This is a genomic window from Alcaligenes faecalis, from assembly GCF_002443155.1.
Classification (GTDB): Bacteria; Pseudomonadota; Gammaproteobacteria; order Burkholderiales; family Burkholderiaceae_B; genus Alcaligenes; species Alcaligenes faecalis.
The window spans coordinates 216,269-231,993 of sequence record NZ_CP023667.1 but is presented as its reverse complement, the minus strand read 5'-3'; the positions used below and the strand labels follow the sequence as shown (position 1 = coordinate 231,993).

General features: G+C 55.8%; 14 protein-coding genes. 5 read left to right on the top strand and 9 right to left on the bottom strand.

From position 1 onward, the window contains the following. Positions 1 to 109: 109 nt before the first annotated feature. Positions 110 to 1,111 (bottom strand): 2Fe-2S iron-sulfur cluster-binding protein, encoded by a 1,002-nt coding sequence (locus CPY64_RS01075; RefSeq protein WP_042482663.1) that lies wholly within the window; start codon positions 1,109 to 1,111, stop codon positions 110 to 112. Positions 1,112 to 1,205: 94 nt separating this feature from the next. Beyond that, the gene (locus CPY64_RS01070) at positions 1,206 to 1,727 is read right to left on the bottom strand and encodes a MarR family winged helix-turn-helix transcriptional regulator (RefSeq protein WP_042482661.1); all 522 of its coding nucleotides are present in this window, start codon (positions 1,725 to 1,727) and stop codon (positions 1,206 to 1,208) included. A 102-nt stretch (positions 1,728 to 1,829) separates the two neighbouring features. Here CPY64_RS01070 and CPY64_RS01065 point away from each other — a divergent pair, with 102 nt between their 5' ends. Both CPY64_RS01065 and CPY64_RS01060 read left to right on the top strand, forming a co-directional pair. Then, positions 1,830 to 2,807, top strand: a complete 978-nt coding sequence (locus CPY64_RS01065; protein WP_052362909.1) for a tripartite tricarboxylate transporter substrate-binding protein — start codon at positions 1,830 to 1,832, stop codon at positions 2,805 to 2,807. A gap of 18 nt (positions 2,808 to 2,825) precedes the next feature. After that, positions 2,826 to 4,388 carry a sulfatase-like hydrolase/transferase gene (locus tag CPY64_RS01060; RefSeq protein ID WP_042482658.1) on the top strand — a complete coding sequence of 521 codons (1,563 nt, stop codon included), beginning with the start codon at positions 2,826 to 2,828 and terminating at the stop codon, positions 4,386 to 4,388. Positions 4,389 to 4,438: 50 nt separating this feature from the next. Here the strand turns inward: CPY64_RS01060 and CPY64_RS01055 are convergent, their stop codons facing one another. The 4 genes from CPY64_RS01055 to CPY64_RS01040 all read right to left on the bottom strand — a co-directional run bounded on the left by CPY64_RS01055 (position 4,439) and on the right by CPY64_RS01040 (position 7,940). Further along, positions 4,439 to 4,723 (bottom strand): hypothetical protein, encoded by a 285-nt coding sequence (locus CPY64_RS01055; protein ID WP_042482655.1) that lies wholly within the window; start codon positions 4,721 to 4,723, stop codon positions 4,439 to 4,441. Positions 4,724 to 4,854: 131 nt separating this feature from the next. Next, positions 4,855 to 5,376: a ferritin-like domain-containing protein gene (locus CPY64_RS01050; RefSeq protein WP_042482654.1), complete on the bottom strand. Its 522-nt coding sequence runs from the start codon at positions 5,374 to 5,376 to the stop codon at positions 4,855 to 4,857. A 196-nt stretch (positions 5,377 to 5,572) separates the two neighbouring features. Further along, complete coding sequence (chrA, locus tag CPY64_RS01045; protein WP_042482652.1) at positions 5,573 to 6,778, bottom strand: chromate efflux transporter; 1,206 nt, start codon at positions 6,776 to 6,778, stop codon at positions 5,573 to 5,575. 256 nt (positions 6,779 to 7,034) lie between these two features. Further along, the gene (locus CPY64_RS01040; protein WP_042482649.1) at positions 7,035 to 7,940 is read right to left on the bottom strand and encodes a LysR family transcriptional regulator; all 906 of its coding nucleotides are present in this window, start codon (positions 7,938 to 7,940) and stop codon (positions 7,035 to 7,037) included. A 104-nt stretch (positions 7,941 to 8,044) separates the two neighbouring features. Here CPY64_RS01040 and CPY64_RS01035 point away from each other — a divergent pair, with 104 nt between their 5' ends. The 3 genes from CPY64_RS01035 to CPY64_RS01025 all read left to right on the top strand — a co-directional run bounded on the left by CPY64_RS01035 (position 8,045) and on the right by CPY64_RS01025 (position 12,681). Beyond that, positions 8,045 to 9,250 (top strand): MFS transporter, encoded by a 1,206-nt coding sequence (locus CPY64_RS01035; RefSeq protein WP_042482645.1) that lies wholly within the window; start codon positions 8,045 to 8,047, stop codon positions 9,248 to 9,250. A gap of 150 nt (positions 9,251 to 9,400) precedes the next feature. Next, positions 9,401 to 10,204 carry a 2,5-didehydrogluconate reductase DkgB gene (gene dkgB / locus CPY64_RS01030; protein ID WP_042482641.1) on the top strand — a complete coding sequence of 268 codons (804 nt, stop codon included), beginning with the start codon at positions 9,401 to 9,403 and terminating at the stop codon, positions 10,202 to 10,204. A 290-nt stretch (positions 10,205 to 10,494) separates the two neighbouring features. Next, positions 10,495 to 12,681, top strand: coding sequence for a DNA/RNA helicase domain-containing protein (locus CPY64_RS01025; RefSeq protein WP_042482638.1), 2,187 nt, complete (start codon positions 10,495 to 10,497; stop codon positions 12,679 to 12,681). Between the two features lie 45 nt (positions 12,682 to 12,726). On the opposite strand, the gene CPY64_RS01020 is transcribed toward CPY64_RS01025, so the two are convergent. From CPY64_RS01020 to CPY64_RS01010, 3 genes are read right to left on the bottom strand one after another with little or no spacing between them, the layout of a single operon-like run. Beyond that, on the bottom strand, positions 12,727 to 14,088 hold the full coding sequence (locus CPY64_RS01020; RefSeq protein WP_042482637.1) for an MFS transporter: 1,362 nt from the start codon (positions 14,086 to 14,088) through the stop codon (positions 12,727 to 12,729). Positions 14,089 to 14,099: 11 nt separating this feature from the next. Continuing rightward, entirely contained in the window at positions 14,100 to 15,236 is a 1,137-nt protein-coding gene (locus CPY64_RS01015; RefSeq protein WP_042482635.1) for an FAD-dependent monooxygenase, read from the bottom strand. Beyond that, entirely contained in the window at positions 15,233 to 15,718 is a 486-nt protein-coding gene (locus CPY64_RS01010; RefSeq protein ID WP_171902907.1) for an acyl-CoA thioesterase, read from the bottom strand. Before CPY64_RS01010 ends, CPY64_RS01015 begins: the two co-directional genes overlap by 4 nt. Positions 15,719 to 15,725: the final 7 nt, after the last annotated feature.

Here is a 15,725-nt window from a genome sequence, read left to right as displayed (position 1 = left end):
GAGTCAGGCACAGTAGTCAATGCAGATGAATGGGTAAAACAGGAGTTGGAACGCATAAGGCTCAATGGTAAACAATCGCCATAGGCTCTGCTATGCAGACGTGGCTTGCTCAGGGCGTAAAAAACACATCCACATGCAGGTTCTGAACCTTCACGCCGCGCTTGAGCACCATGCCAATGGCCTCATCCACCATGGAGGGCGACCCCGCCGCATACACTTTCCAGCCATTCAGATCAGGCAAATCCTTGCCCACCGCCTCAGTCACCATGCCCCTGCGGTACGGTGCCACCGGCATCCCCGACAGCACAGGCGTAAAGCTCAGATTGGCATAACGTTCCTGCAAGGCCTTGAACTCGTCCTCGCAGTACAAGTCCCGCAGCTCCCGCACCCCGAAATACACATGAATAGGCTGACTCATGCCCCAGCCCAATGCGGATTCCACAATCGACTTGATCGGTGCCAGGCCCGTTCCACCGGCAATACAGAGAATCGGCCCGCCATAGCCATCACGCAAATAGGACGAACCTAGCGGCACCTTCAGGCTGACCGGTTCACCTTGCTGCAAGACCGTATGCACATAAGCCGAGGCCACCCCGCGCGGCACGCGGCGCACGTAAAAATCCAGCTCTGGCTCCCCCGGACGATTAGCCATGGAGTAACTGCGCACCGGAGCCTGCCCGAATTTGATATCCGCGTACTGCCCCGCAAAGAAGATCAAAGGTTCCTGATTATCCAGACGTATCCGCACCTGCCGGATATCGTGGGTCAGATCCTTGATACAGGTCACCGTGCCCGTCAGCTCGCGAGACGGGATCAGGCCCCGAACATCATCCGTCCCTATCCAGCCCACTGTCACATCGGTTTGGGGCACCGCTCTACAGGCCAGAATCAGTCCCCTGGCCTTTTGTTCCTCGGTCAGCGCAAAGCGGGAGTACTCCATCATCTCCACCTGCCCTTTGACCAGGCGCGTTTTACAGCCGCCACACACGCCCGTCTTGCAACCGTGGGGATACGAGATCCCGCGCTCCAGCGCAGCCTGCAGAATGGTTTGATGATCCTGTGCCTGAATATGTTCTTGTCTCTGCTGGATAAGAATTGTTTTGCCAGCCATGCGTGCCTCTCCTAGCTCCTTTCGGGCAATAGTGCTGCACTCTTGCTCCCGAAGCAATCAGAAACATAAGTCATAAGCCGGTGCGTGGACCCGCTTATCGATTTCGTCTAGCGCGTTCCTTCACCACATTACTTTCCAGCATCAAAGCCGCCCGGCTGCTAATCCGGTCCAGCATGCTGCTCAAAGCCGCCATTTCTGCTGCGCTCAGGTCCTGAAAGATCTCCTCATTCAGGGAGGCCACAATCGGCATGACTTCCTTGTAGCGCTGCACACCCAATTCAGTCACCGAAACATGCACAACACGTGTGTCTTTGGTATCGCGTGTCCGCTTCAACAGGCCCTTCTCACACAAGGTGCTGACCGCTCGCGAGCAACGGGCCGTATCCAATGCGGCTGCCTCGGCCAAGGCCGTGCCCGTCAAGGCGGGATGCATATTGGCAATAGCCAGAATGCGCCATTCACGGCGAGTGATATTGAAGCGCCCCTCGCACAAGCGAATGAAAATCGGGTTGCCTGCCGACCAGGCCCGATACAGCTGGAACATCATCATGGCCGGAAGCGTAGGAGCCGGAGCGGCGCTTGCCGGGGTAGAAGAAGATGGGGAGGGGCTGACCATAAAAGGACCTTTAGCCTTGAAGATACTTGATTAGAACAAGTATCAGCCCCCTTGGTAAGCTGCGGTAAAAACTGATGGAAATCAAAAAAAAGGAGACAAATCATGGCCCAGAACCGCCTTCGCGCCACGGTAACAAGCTGTCTGCTGTCAGGACTGCTGTTCGCTGGTCTATCCCACGCCGCAAGCCCGATTGAAAACCTGACAGTCGTTGTGCCCTATGCGCCAGGAGGCGCGTCAGATCGGGCCGCCCGCATTGTGTCGGACGGTTTGCACAAGAAGCTGGGGATTCCTATTGTGGTCGAGAACAAAACCGGCGCAGGGGGCCGGATTGCCGCCCAGTACGTCAAAAGCACAGCAGCAGACAAGAATGTACTGATCCTGGCCAACCCCGCCATCATGGTGGTCGCCCCGCTGGTTTTCAATGACATCCCGTACAAACCCGACAGCGACTTTCAGGCGGTTTCCATGGTGACCGAGTACGGCTTTGGGGTGGCCGTATCGGCAGACAGCGACATTAAAACCATGGATCAACTGATCACCTGGGCCAAGGAGCATCCCGGAGCCTTCAATATCGGTGTTCCCGCCACCGGCAGCCTGCCCCACTTCTTTGGCCTGATGCTGTCACAGCAGATTGGCTCCAAGGGCGAGATCATTGGCTACCGTGGCTCGGCCCCCGTCATTACCGACCTGATCGGCGGCATTCTGCCCGTGGCCATTGATACGCTGGACGTGCTGACGTCCCAGCACCAGGGCAAACGCATCCGCATTCTGGCCACCTCGGGCAGCGAGCGCGAAGCCGCCCTGCCGGATGTACCCACCCTGAAGCAGTCCGGTGTTGAGCTGGAAGCCTCCGGCTGGAACGCTTTCTTCGCCCCCGCTTCCATGCCTGCCGACAAAGTGACCCAACTGGGTGAGGCGATCAAGGAAGTCACCAGTGATCCAGCTCTGCAAGAGACACTGCTGAAAAATGAATTGATCCCGGTATCTGCCAATGCGGAAGAAACCCGCGTCCGCATCGAACAATTCCGCCAGCAATGGGCTCCCGTTATTCAGGCCTCCGGCTTCAAAGTCACGCAATAAACCAGCAACACCAACCACATGACACAACGCAAGAACGTCCTGTTTATCATGGCCGATCAGCTACGCGCTGATCACCTGGCCTGCTACGGGCACCCTCATATTCGCACCCCCAATCTGGATGCACTGGCCGCCAAGGGGGTACGCTTTGACCGTGCCTTTGTTAACTCCGGAGTCTGCGGCCCATCCCGCATGAGCTATTACACGGGCCGCTACCCCTCTACCCATGGAGCCACCTGGAATCGCGTTCCTCTATCGGTAGGCGAAGTCACCATGGGTGAATACTTGCGCGCCGGTGGGCACAAGCTGGTGCTGGCGGGTAAAACCCACATCATGGTCGACCACAAAGGGCTGGAACGACTGGCACTGGATGGGGGCAGCGAACTGGCTCGCCTGCTTAAAACCGGCGGCTTTGAAGAGATAGACCGCTACGACGGCCACCACGAACCGGGCGAAGAAAGTGGCTACCCGGCGTACCTGCGACGCCACGGCTATCAGTCCGATGACCCGTGGACAGACTTTGTGATCTCCGCACGCGGCCCGGATGGAGAAGCCGTCAGTGGCTGGCATATGCGCAATGCCCGCTATCCCTCTCTGGTGGAAGAAAAGCATTCAGAAACCGCCTACATGACGGATCAGGCCCTGTCCTTCATGGAGCGCATGGGAGATGAGCCTTGGGTGCTGCATCTGAGCTACGTCAAACCACACTGGCCCTACATCGCCCCTGCGCCCTACCACGACATGTACAGCGCAGATCAATGCTTGCCCGTAGTACGCAACGAGGCCGAATTAAGCAACGCGCATCCGGTCGTAGATGCTTACCGCCAGCAGGAAGAATGCGTCAGCTTCTCCAGCGACACCTGCGTGGAGACGGTCCGGCCAGCCTACCAGGGGCTGATCACTCAATTGGACGACCACCTGGGCCGCTTGTTCGATTTCATGTCCCGCAACGGCCTGATGGACAACACCCTGATCATCTTCACCGCCGACCATGGGGATTTTCTGGGCGACCATTGGCTGGGCGAGAAAGAACTGTTCTACGACACCGTGCAGCGCGTGCCTTTCATCGTCTACGACCCGTCACCGGAGGCGAACGCCACGCGTGGAACAGTGGATGACAGAATGGTCGAAGCCGTGGATGTGCTGCCCACCATGCTGTCCTGGCTGGGCCTGCCACTGGCCTCGCACCGTCTTGAGGGGCGAAACCTTCTCCCCCTGCTGCACGGCGCCCAGCCCCCGTGGCGCGACTGCGTGTTTTCCGAACTGGACTACAGCTATCGCCTGGCACGCGTGATACGTGACAAATCATCGTCCAATGCCAGAGCCTGGTCACTGCGCAGCGACCGCTGGCGCTACGTGTATTGGCTGGACGAGCCCGAGCAGCTTTACGATTTGCATGCAGACCCAGAACAGTTCAACGATCTGGGCCGTTCTGCAGACCATGAGCATATACGTGAGGAATGTCGGGAACGCTTGCTGCAATGGTTCACGAGCCTGAAACGCCGCACCACTGTCACAGAAGAAGAGGTTGAACGCGGTACGAATGCGTATAAAAAGGCAGGAGTGTTTTTCGGTCAGTGGTAAGCCCAGGCGCAGAGGCGACAGGAAGGTGGCACCCAACGTTTGCCAGCGTTCTAGTCCGGGTTCTTTGGACCGCGGCGCTTGGGCAAGATGGCGGGCGTATCGTCATGTGGCTTGAACCAATACGGACTCTTGTCGGGCTCCGGATTAGGTGAACCATCAAACTGCGTCGCTTTATGGTCTACCGGCCGCCTTCGCTCCTTGTCCTTGCCGCGTTCATTAACTTCTTTCAGGTCTTCCTGCACCCGCCCGGCAATATCCACTTGAGATTCGCTGCTGGGCTCCGGTGCTTTAACTGGTTTCGGACGTTCGGTGCTGTCTTTGCGTGTGGGACTCATGCTGACTCTCCAAAGATCAGGTTTCGCAGACAGGCTCCAGCAAACAGTGTGCCTGGTAGCCTTCATGGCTGCCCCCAAGCTGAAAACCTGCCAAGCAAGGCCGTCAACCAACAGCCTTGGACGGATGTGGACTACGGCTTGGCCTGACTGTGACCTTCATTGGCGCGTGCCAGAAAGATTCGTATCAATTCGGGTGAATGCTCTTCTAACCAACGGGCCATGGCGCGCTCCTGCTCCAGGATTTGATGGCACACCATTGCCGTCTCCGTATCACCCACAAAGTCAGCGGCTTCCTTGAGCTGGCTATAAGCCGCAATTTCCAGGTTTTCGAAGGCAAAGCTGAACATCGTGCCTTTTACCACCTCATCAGAGGCAAATATCCCCGAAAACCCCTGAAACGCTGCCATGACCTTTCCACCCAGGTCTTTGAGCAAGGAAGTATCTCCACCGCGGCGCTCTATGCATTCGCGCACCAGCCCCTGCTGTGTCTGAGTTTCCTTGATATGTTGCTGAATACGCTGATGCAGCTCCGGGTAGTTCTCGACCCGCGAGAGCATGCTGTTCAGCATCGTCTCAGCCTGTTCTTCCATCGCGTGCGCGTCTCGAAGCCAGTCCATCAAGTGTTTGTCCGCGCGTGATTTATGGGTATCCATGACATTCTCCAGTCGGTTTGCCTTGCCGCAACTGCAACAAGCAACTGATATCCAGCATATGGCGTTCCCAAGGCGCCCGCGCCCTGCGCGCACCTTGAGAAATACTAGGCGGCTACCTGCTCCTTATTGAATCAGCCCCCACGCATTCCGGACTGAAAAAGTGACGCCGGGCAATCTCGCACGGCAAACAAGACACTTAAATAATCGACATTAACAAGGCGCCCAGCCCCGCCAAAAGCACAACCAAAGCCGGTGGCACACGTCCCACGGTCAACAAGCCAAACAAGAGCAAGGCCAAGCCGAAATCCGCCTTGTCATGGATAGCGCTGGTCCATACCGGGTCATACAGCGCGGCCCCCAGGATACCAACCACCCCTGCATTAATCCCTGCCATCGCCGTGCGCACACCCGCCCGATGTCGCAGCCCCTCCCAAAAAGGCAAGACGCCAATCAGAATCAAGAACGCCGGGATAAAAACCAGTGCTAACAGCGCCACGCCCCCCAGCCAGCCTTGCAAAGGCCATTGAGCCATCGCCCCGATATAAGCCGCGAAGGTAAACAGGGGGCCCGGCACCGCTTGCGCCGCTCCGTAACCCGCCATCAACTCCGCATTACTGACCATTCCTGTCGGTACGACAGAGGCCTGCAACAGCGGCAACACGACATGTCCCCCACCAAAGACCAGCGCCCCGGAGCGGTACACCCCTTCCAGTAGCTGAATAATCGTTGAGCCTGTAGCCGCGGCCCACACCGGCAAAGCAAGCAAAAGCCCGGCAAAAGCCAGCAGGGCAGCCATCCCTACTTTGCGAGATACCGGATACGAATGAGCCTGAGCCACCCCTGCTTGAGCAAAGTCCAATTTCCACCAGGCGATCAAACCTGTTACCGCGATGGCCAGAACCTGCCCAAAGGCCGAGGGCAAGGCCAGACTCAACAAAGCAGCCACTATCGCCAATGCAGCACGAGATCGATCAGGACATAGAGACCGGGCCATTCCCAACACCGCCTGGGCCACAATTGCTACCGCCACAATCTTGAGCCCATGTACCCACGCAGACTCTGCAATCCCCTGCTGCCCCGCCAATCCCATGGCAAACAAAATCAATGCAATGGCCGATGGCAAGGTAAAGCCGGTCCAGGCTGCCAGCAAACCCATCCACCCGGCACGCCCCAGCCCCAGCGCCATCCCGACCTGGCTGCTGGCCGGGCCCGGCAAGAACTGACACAAGGCGAGCAGATCGGAGTAGCTGCGATCATCCAACCAGCGGCGGCGCTCTACGAACTCGGTACGAAAATAACCCAGGTGCGCGATAGGGCCGCCAAACGAAGTCAGCCCAAGTTTCAGGAATGCCCAGAAGACCTCCAGCGGGCTACCTGGCCTATCTGCCGCCTGCATCTGCATTTCTGCCTGTGCTGATGCGGGTGTCTGTGTCTGTGTCTGTGTCTGTGTCTGTGTCTGTGTCTGCATAGTTTCGTTCGAATTATTCATTGCTGCCTGCTCTCCCCCTTGATCAACGTCCGCCGCACGTCATCTGCACCACCTGTTTTTACTGCTGATGTGTTTTCTGCTTACCGCCCGCTAGACAAGCTACAGGCTCCTTAGCTTCGCAACATATGAATACTGTGATGTAGAGCGTCAGAACCGTCCTCATCACGCGCTATTTCGTTCCACCCAGCCCTGCCTCCCAGCACTCACTCAAATAGCTTACAAACGTGGAAATCCGCGCTGACAAGGCCGTGTTACGGTAGTACACCGCATTGATAGGCTGACCCATCTCCAGCGTGCGTTTCGGGAACAACTGCACCAAACGTCCTGCATCGCGGTCCCGGTGCGTCATGAAGTCCGACAACGACACAATCCCCACGCCATCCAGCGCCAGTTGCCGCAAAGTTTCCCCACTGGAAGCGGCAATACTTGGCTTGATATGCACCGGCATCCCGTCTTGCGCAGGCAGGGGCCATTCATTCAGGGATAGCGGCTGGGTAAAGCCCAGCAACACATGATTATCCAGGTCGGCCACGTCATGCGGATGACCGTGCTTTTCCAGGTAGGCAGGCGAAGCCATCACACGCAAACGGGTGCTGCCAATAGGTCGCGCATGCAAGGTCGAGTCCTTGAGCCGACCAATCCGAATGGCCACATCCGTGCGATGTTCCAGCAGATCAATCCACCCTTCATTACTGGTCAGCTCCAGGCTGACCTGCGGATAGCGCTCCTTATAGCCGCGCACGATCGGCACCACGCAATGCAGAATAAAAGGCGAGGCAGCATCCACCCGCAAGCGCCCCACTGGCTGCTGCCGGCGTATGGCCAGATCCTCCTCCGCCTCTTCCACATGGGCCACAATGGATCGGGCCCGCTCCAGAAAAACCGCCCCTTCCTCCGTCAGTTCCAAGCGCCGCGTGGTACGCCGTAGCAAGGTGGTGTTGAGCTTCTCTTCCAGCCTGTTCAATGTACGGCTGACCGCCGACACCGTCAGCCCCAGATGCTCGGCCGCCCGCGAAATGGCACCAGCATCCACCACGGCTATAAATGCCTGCATTTCATCCAGAGTTGTTTTCATTATTGACTTTAAATCAAATGTATTTCGACCAATATGGACTTTTTTGACTAAATCATCAAGAACACAATGGCATCTTCTGCAATGCTCCACGCAAGGATGCCATCATGCCTATCGCTCTACTGGCGCTGACCATCAGTGCCTTTGCCATCGGAACGACAGAGTTCGTGATCGTTGGCCTTCTCCCCACCATCGCGGCAGACCTGGCCGTCAGCCTGCCCTCCGCCGGCCTGCTGGTCAGCTTGTACGCCCTGGGCGTTGCCATAGGTGCCCCAGTCCTGACCGCCCTGACCGGCAAGGTCCCCCGCAAAGCCTTGATGCTGGGCTTGATGGCCCTGTTCACCCTCGGCAACCTGGTGGCCTGGCAAGCACCGGGTTATGAATCCCTGATCGTGGCCCGTATTCTGACCGGCCTGGCTCATGGCGTGTTCTTTTCCATTGGCTCCACCATTGCGGCCAGCCTGGTTCCCAAAGAAAAAGCCGCCAGCGCCATTGCCATCATGTTCACCGGCCTGACCGTTGCCCTGGTAACCGGCGTACCGCTGGGCACCTTTATCGGCCAGCAGTTCGGCTGGCGCACCACCTTCCTGGCCGTCTCGGCCCTGGGTGTGATCGCCTTTCTGGGCAGTCTGCTCTTTGTGCCCAAGAATGTAATACACAGCAAACCTGCCACACTGCGTCAACAAATCCGCGTCTTCGCCCAACCGCGACTGTTACTGGTTTACGCAATGACGGCGGTGGGGTACGGCGGCTCTTTCATTGCCTTCACCTTCCTGGCGCCCATGCTGGAGCAGATTACGGGCTTTTCCATTCACGCCGTGGGCGGGGTCCTGCTGGCATACGGGGTGTCGGTTGCTGTCGGTAATCTGTGGGGTGGCAAGCTGGCCGATCAACGCGGCCCCATCCCCGCCCTGAAACAGATTTTCCTGCTGCTGGCTATCGTCCTGCTGGCGCTGACCTTTACCGCCCACAACCCTTGGTTGATGCTGGCAACCGTACTGGCCTGGGGTGGTGTGGCATTTGGCAACGTACCCGGACTGCAGATCTATGTTGTTAACCAGGCCCAACGCTTTGTCCCTGAAGCAGTCGATGTGGCCTCCGGCCTGAACATCGCCGCCTTCAATATCGGAATTGCAATCGGAGCCTGGGGGGGTGGCCTGATCGTCGCCAACATCGGCCTGATTCACACCGCCTGGATCGGTGCCATCGTCGTCCTGCTGGCCCTGGGCCTGACCGTCTGGGCAGGCAAACTGGATCAGCGAGATCAAGAAGATCAACTGGAAGTGAAGGCAAGGCCCTTGGCAGCTTGCTAAGCATCAAGCGTCAACATCGCAACAACCCAACACTACAGCTGAACCAAAGCAACAAAAACGCCCCCGCAATCAGCACTGGACACGCTCCCCAATACCCATCAACGGGTGATCTTGTCACCCGTACAGATTTACTCAAATGGAGTTACCACTATGTCTATCCCACAAATCGGCGCCGGCACCTTCCGCCTGAAAGAGCAAGCGGCCATTGATTCGGTACGCAACGCCCTGGAAGTCGGCTACCGCGCCGTTGATACCGCCCAGATCTACGAAAACGAAGCCGAAGTTGGCCAGGCCATTGCCGAGTCCGGCGTCCCTCGCGACCAACTGTTCGTCACCACCAAAATCTGGATCGACAAGCTGTCTGCCGACCAATTGATCCCCAGCCTGAAAGCCAGCCTGGAGAAACTGCGCACCGACCATGTAGACCTGACCTTGATCCACTGGCCTTCGCCACAAGGCGCTGTGCCTTTAAAAGAATCGCTCCAAGCCTTGCTGCAAGCACGCGAGCAAGGTCTGACCCGTCAGATCGGCGTGTCCAACTTCAACATCGCCCTGCTGGACGAAGCCATCAACGCCATTGGCGCAGAAAACATCGCCACCAACCAGGTAGAAATCAGCCCCTACCTGCAAAATGCCAAGTTAGCAGCCTTCGCTCGGGAGAAAGGCGTGCATCTGACATCCTACATGACCTTGGCTTACGGCAAAGCGGTGCAGGACTCGGTATTGCAGGAGATCGCAGCTAAACATGGAGCGACTGCGGCCCAAGTGGCACTGGCCTGGGCGATACATCAAGGTTTTTCGGTGATACCTTCGTCAACTAAACGAGCGAATCTGGAAAGCAACCTGAAGGCTAACGAGCTGAAGCTGGATGCGGAGGATTTGCAGAAGATTGCAGAGCTGGATCGTGGGGAGCGTTTGGTTGATCCGGAAGGGTTGGCGCCGGTTTGGGATTGAGGTCAACACAAATGGACGGCTAGACCCGCTGAAAAAAGCGGGCCAAGCCTGATTCGAAAAATATCTGCATAGAACGCTAGAAACATGCCCCTTTTTGGGGCATTTTCTTTTCCATCCCTCAGAAAACACACCACATTTCTCGCCAAGCCTTTGCTGTTAGCCCCTGCCTGAGTCAAGACAAACAGATACTAAGGCCTCTTCCACCCAATAGGCTATGATTTACAAACCATGCCAAACGGATAAGAACTGAGCAAAACCTACCAGAGAATAAAGATCATTACTCCAGAGCCATGAGTCAGCCACATCTTGTAGAAATAAACCAATATTCGTTTTCACCAGCGGCTTTGGCGGACATAAGAAATAACGCTTATGCCGTCGGTAACTGGCCTTTGGTTTATATCCTCAGTGACGGAGCCAAACGCCGAGCCTATGTAGGTGAAACAAGCAGTGCGCTGACCCGTCTGAATACGCATCTGCAGCATGAGCATAAGAAAATGCTCACTACCGCCCATTTGATCAGCAGCTCACGCTTTAACAAGTCCGCTACGCTAGATATTGAATCAGCGTTGATCAAATACATGGCAGCAGATGGTTGCTTCGAATTGCTCAATGGCAATTTGGGCCTGTCCGATCACAACTATTACCAAAGAGATGAGGTCTACACTCAGATCTTTCGTGAGACGTGGGACAAACTCCGTGGCCAAGGCATCGCCAGGCATTCGTTAGAGTCGATTGATAACTCCGACGTTTTTAAATATTCCCCATACAAAGCGCTATCTTTCGACCAGCGTCAAAGCCTGGTGGAAATGATGCGCGCTCTGCTCAATGACAATCTGCGCCATCTGGTCGTTCAAGGCGGGGCGGGTACCGGAAAATCAGTTCTCGCTATTTTCCTGTTCAAGCTGATCCATACCGATGAAGCGGAACTGAATCTTCAGGAGTTTTCCGAAGAGGAAAACGAGCTACGTGAACTTCTCAGCCAGCTAAAACAGCGTTTCCCTACCCCCCGGATGGCCTTGGTAGTGCCTATGGCTTCATTCCGAGCCACCTTGAAGCGGGCATTCAAAAATGTAGCTGGTCTGCGTCCTGACATGGTGATCAGTCCGTCAAAACTGGCTCAGGAAACTTACGATATCGTTCTGGTGGACGAGTCCCATCGACTACGCAAACGAGTCAATCTGGGTTCGTACTACGGAATATTCGACAAGGTCTGCACCGATTTGGGTTTGGATAAAGACAGCTGCAGCGAAGTGGATTGGGTGACCCAACAGGCTAAAAAGGCCATTTTTTTCTACGACCCCGATCAGTCCATCAAACCATCGGATGCCAACGCGGCAGACTTTCAAAAGATCAAGCAATCACCTGACTCTAGAGTCATGACACTGACTTCTCAGTTTCGTGTCCAAGCAGGCCAGGACTATGTCGACTTCATCGACAGGCTTCTGAACATCCAGCTTGCAGCCCAAGAGCAATATCATTCAAAAAAATATGACTTTTTGCTCTTTGAAAACATCGCTGATCTTGTTCAAGTCATTGAACAGAAAAACCAAACCTACGGTTTGGCACGCCTGGTTGCCGGATATGCCTGGCCATGGCATTCGAAAAAAGACTCCAAGCTTCACGATATTGAAATAGACAATGTAAAACTGCGTTGGAATCGAACCAATACGGACTGGATTAACACAACCGGGGCAGAAGGTGAGGTTGGTTGTATTCACACCACCCAGGGATACGACCTGAATTACACCGGCATCATTTTCGGAACAGAAATTGGCTACGACGCCGCCACGGATCAGATCACGATCAACGAGAAAAACTATCTGGACCGAAACGGCAAGCAAACCATTAAAAGCACCGAGGAACTGAAGCAATACATCCTCAATATCTACAAAACCATCATGCTTCGGGGCATCAAAGGTACTTACGTCTATGCCTGCGACCCGGCGCTGCGGGCTTATCTAAAGCAACATATCCCCCGCTACCAAGCTCCCCCAACCCAGGAGTTCTTACCAGCACCAACGTTGGTGCCCTGGGTCAATGCCGTTCCCTTCTATGACCTGCAAGCCGCAGCTGGCAGCTTCAGTGAATTGCAACACGTAGAAGACAAGGAATGGATAGGCCTGCCCCAAGGGATGGAGGCGAAGCAGGATATGTTCGCTTGCCGGGTCGTGGGCGAATCCATGAACAAGATCATACCGAGCGACTCGCTCTGCCTTTTCCGTCAGGATCCAGGCGGAAGCCGAAATGGCAAGATTGTTCTGGTGGAGTGCTTGTCAGCTCAAGATAGCAACGATGGCTCAAGATTCACCGTCAAAGAGTATGAAAGCATCAAAACCCAGACGGCAGAGGGCTGGGAGCATAAAAAGATTTTATTGAAACCCCGCTCTACCCAACTTACGTTTGAAGCGATTGAAATCCATGAAGACGCCGACTATCGCTATCGGGTAGTGGGCGAATTTATAAGGGTTTTGAGCTAAACAATGCCTGTGTTTTGCCAAACACAGGCATTGATCCACGCAAGCTCAGGACGCACTAGGTTTCAAGCTGGCCACTGACCTTGCCGTGGCAGGCAGGCTGCCCAGTCGCCAAAATGCCAACACAGCAAACAGTGCGATCACGGCAGGCACTGCAGCGGCAATGAAAAGGTTGGATGTACTCCAGTTGAAACGCATCAGCTCCCCTCCAATCACCGGGCCAAAAATAGAACCGAACCGCCCTATGCCCATCGCCCACCCCATGCCTGTGGAACGTACTGAGGTCGGGTAATACACCGCTGCCAACGCATTCAAAGCGGTCTGCCCACCCAGGACACAAAAACCGGCGGCAGCAATCACCAGCCCTGCCATCGACATGGATGCCGCAACCTGGCCGATCACGGCGATCGTCAATGCAGCGCCGATAAACGTCAGCGTCAACGTGGGACCAAAACCTCGGCGATCTACACACCAGCCCAGCAAGAGATTCCCGACCATCCCCCCCAACCAGAAAAACGTCCCGGCGAGCACGGCTTGTGAGGTGGAATGCCCAGCTTCACTCATGATGACCGGCAGCCAATTTGCCAGGAAGTAGGCAGCCAGCAGATTCATGAAGTTCACGACCCAAAGCAGGATTGTTCCGGTTCCCAGGCCGTCACGAAACAAGTGCATGAAGGGCACACCCGACTGCTTTTTCTCCGGTATGGAAAAGGTACTATCCGCGGGCATGTCCAGCTGCGGATCAATGCGTGCAAGGGTCCGGCGGATTTGCTGTACCCGATTGCGCTGCATGGCCAGAAACTGCAGGGATTCCGGCATGGAAACCAACATCACAATCGCCAGCAGCAAAGGTGCTACCGCACCCGCAATAAATACAAATGACCAGCCATAAACTGGGATGACAGCCGCAGCAATGGCTCCCCCTACTGCCCCTCCCACAATAAAACCCGATGAGGTGATCATCATCAGGGTGACCCGTACCCGAGCTGGGCTGAACTCCCCAGCCAAGGCCACTGCATTGGGAATGATGGTACCCATGCTAAGTCCGGTCAGAAAACGCAGTACCAGCAACTCATTGATTGAGCTGGCATACGCTGTGGCCAACATGCACACGGATAGGCAAAACATGGAGCCGATCAGCACGGGGCGGCGACCGATCCGGTCTGCTACTGGCCCCAGGGTCAAGGCACCAATCGCCATTCCCATCAAACCCGCCCCAAACACCGGACCAAGATCTGCTTTGGCAATCCCCCATTGTTTGATGATCGCCGGTGCGACATAGCCCATTGCCTGAACATCAAAGCCATCAATAATCAAGCTGAGCATACATAGGCCAAGCACGAAATACTGCAGTCTGCCCAAGCGGCTGCGATCAATCGTGTCCACCACGTTGATAATTTTCGTAGTCATGAGAGAAGTCCTTATTGCGTCAAATGCAATGCTTCATAGGCGGCGGTGAACAAGGGGTCGCGCTGCTGCAAGTCCTCGTGGCTAACTTTGCCGGTGCGGCGCATGTAGTCATAGGCAAAAGCGACGGGATCCAGATGCATTTTGTCGGCCACGTTCTCGTACCAATCCAGGCTCAAGCTGGCCGACTGCTGGAAGCTGCTCGATGAGGTGTCCCGCGCAGCACGGAAAGCGGCAAATGCAGCCTGAATATCCCCTGGATGAGCCACCAGGCCTTGGTGCAAGGCAATCGCATCCTGCATGGCCATGCGTGTTCCAGACCCCAGCGAGAAATGCACGGTACGCAGGGCATCACCCAGCAACACCACATTGTCGTGATACCAGTTCTCGTTACTGACAATATTGGCCTCGAACCACAAGGATCGATTGCTCAGCAGCTCATTGCTGCCCAGCTCCGTGCGAAACACCTCGACGCAGAAGCGGCGGCTTTCCTCTTCACTGGCCTCGTGTAAACCTGCACGTTCCCAGGTTTCAGGATCAACCTCGACCAGGAAAGTCGACAATTCCGGGCTGTATTGGTAGCTATGGGCAATGAATACGCCATAAGGAGTGTCACGGAAAATCAGCGTGACAGGATGAAAACGCTGATGCGTGCCATACCAGGCAAACTTGTTACGGCGGCGGGTAAAACTGGGGCGAAAGTGCTCGGCCATTTGCGTGCGCACGGCACTGTTGCCACCATCCGCAGCGATCAGCACATCACACTCGGCAGCGAGCTTGCGAACATCCTCAATACGCTGTTCGTAGTGAATCTGAATGCCCTCCCGCTGACAGGCTTGCTGCAATACACGCAGCATGTCGATACGCGATGTGCGCGAAAAATGATTGCCATGCACTTGCACATGACAAGACTGATGCACGATTTCCATATAGTCGCAGCGCTCATGATGGGCGATGAACTCTTGATAGAAATCCGGGTCAGCCTTTTGCAGAAACGACAGGCCGATGTCAGAGAATACGACTCCCCAACCATAGGTCGCGCCTTCTGGGTTTTGCTCGAATACCTGGATTTCATGCGAGGGCATGTGCTTTTTGGCAAGCAAAGCGAAGTACAGGCCTGCTGGGCCAGCGCCAATAATCGTAATTTTCATGATGCGGCCTTATTCAGTGGGCGAGAGAAGGAGTCATTGCACTCACGCTGATAAGTCAGCAATGCCTCGCGAAAACTCTCTGGAACAGGAATGGATTGACGTTCAGGGCGTTGCACACAGACAGGCGTCAGCTGTGCTGTAAAGACGGGTTCCCCTTGCGTAGTGGTAGCGACGATCTGCAGAACATAGGTTCGGGTTCTGACCTCCAGCACATGAACGGCCATGTCAAACTCTTCATCCGGACGCAGCGAACGCAGGAAGTCGAATGACAAGGCGCGGGTGGGTGTCCCGAACCCCTGCTCGCTCTTGCCCTGTTGTGGCGTGGTGCCGAACAACTCGCCATAAAACAGCTCGGCCGCTGCAATGACATAGTCGGAGAACGTAGCGGTATAGACCACGCCTGCGGGGTCACACTCCCCCCAACGCACCCGGCGGCGCACTACAAGAGGACGTTGGTGAAGCACGTATTCCAATGGAGTCATAGTGGCA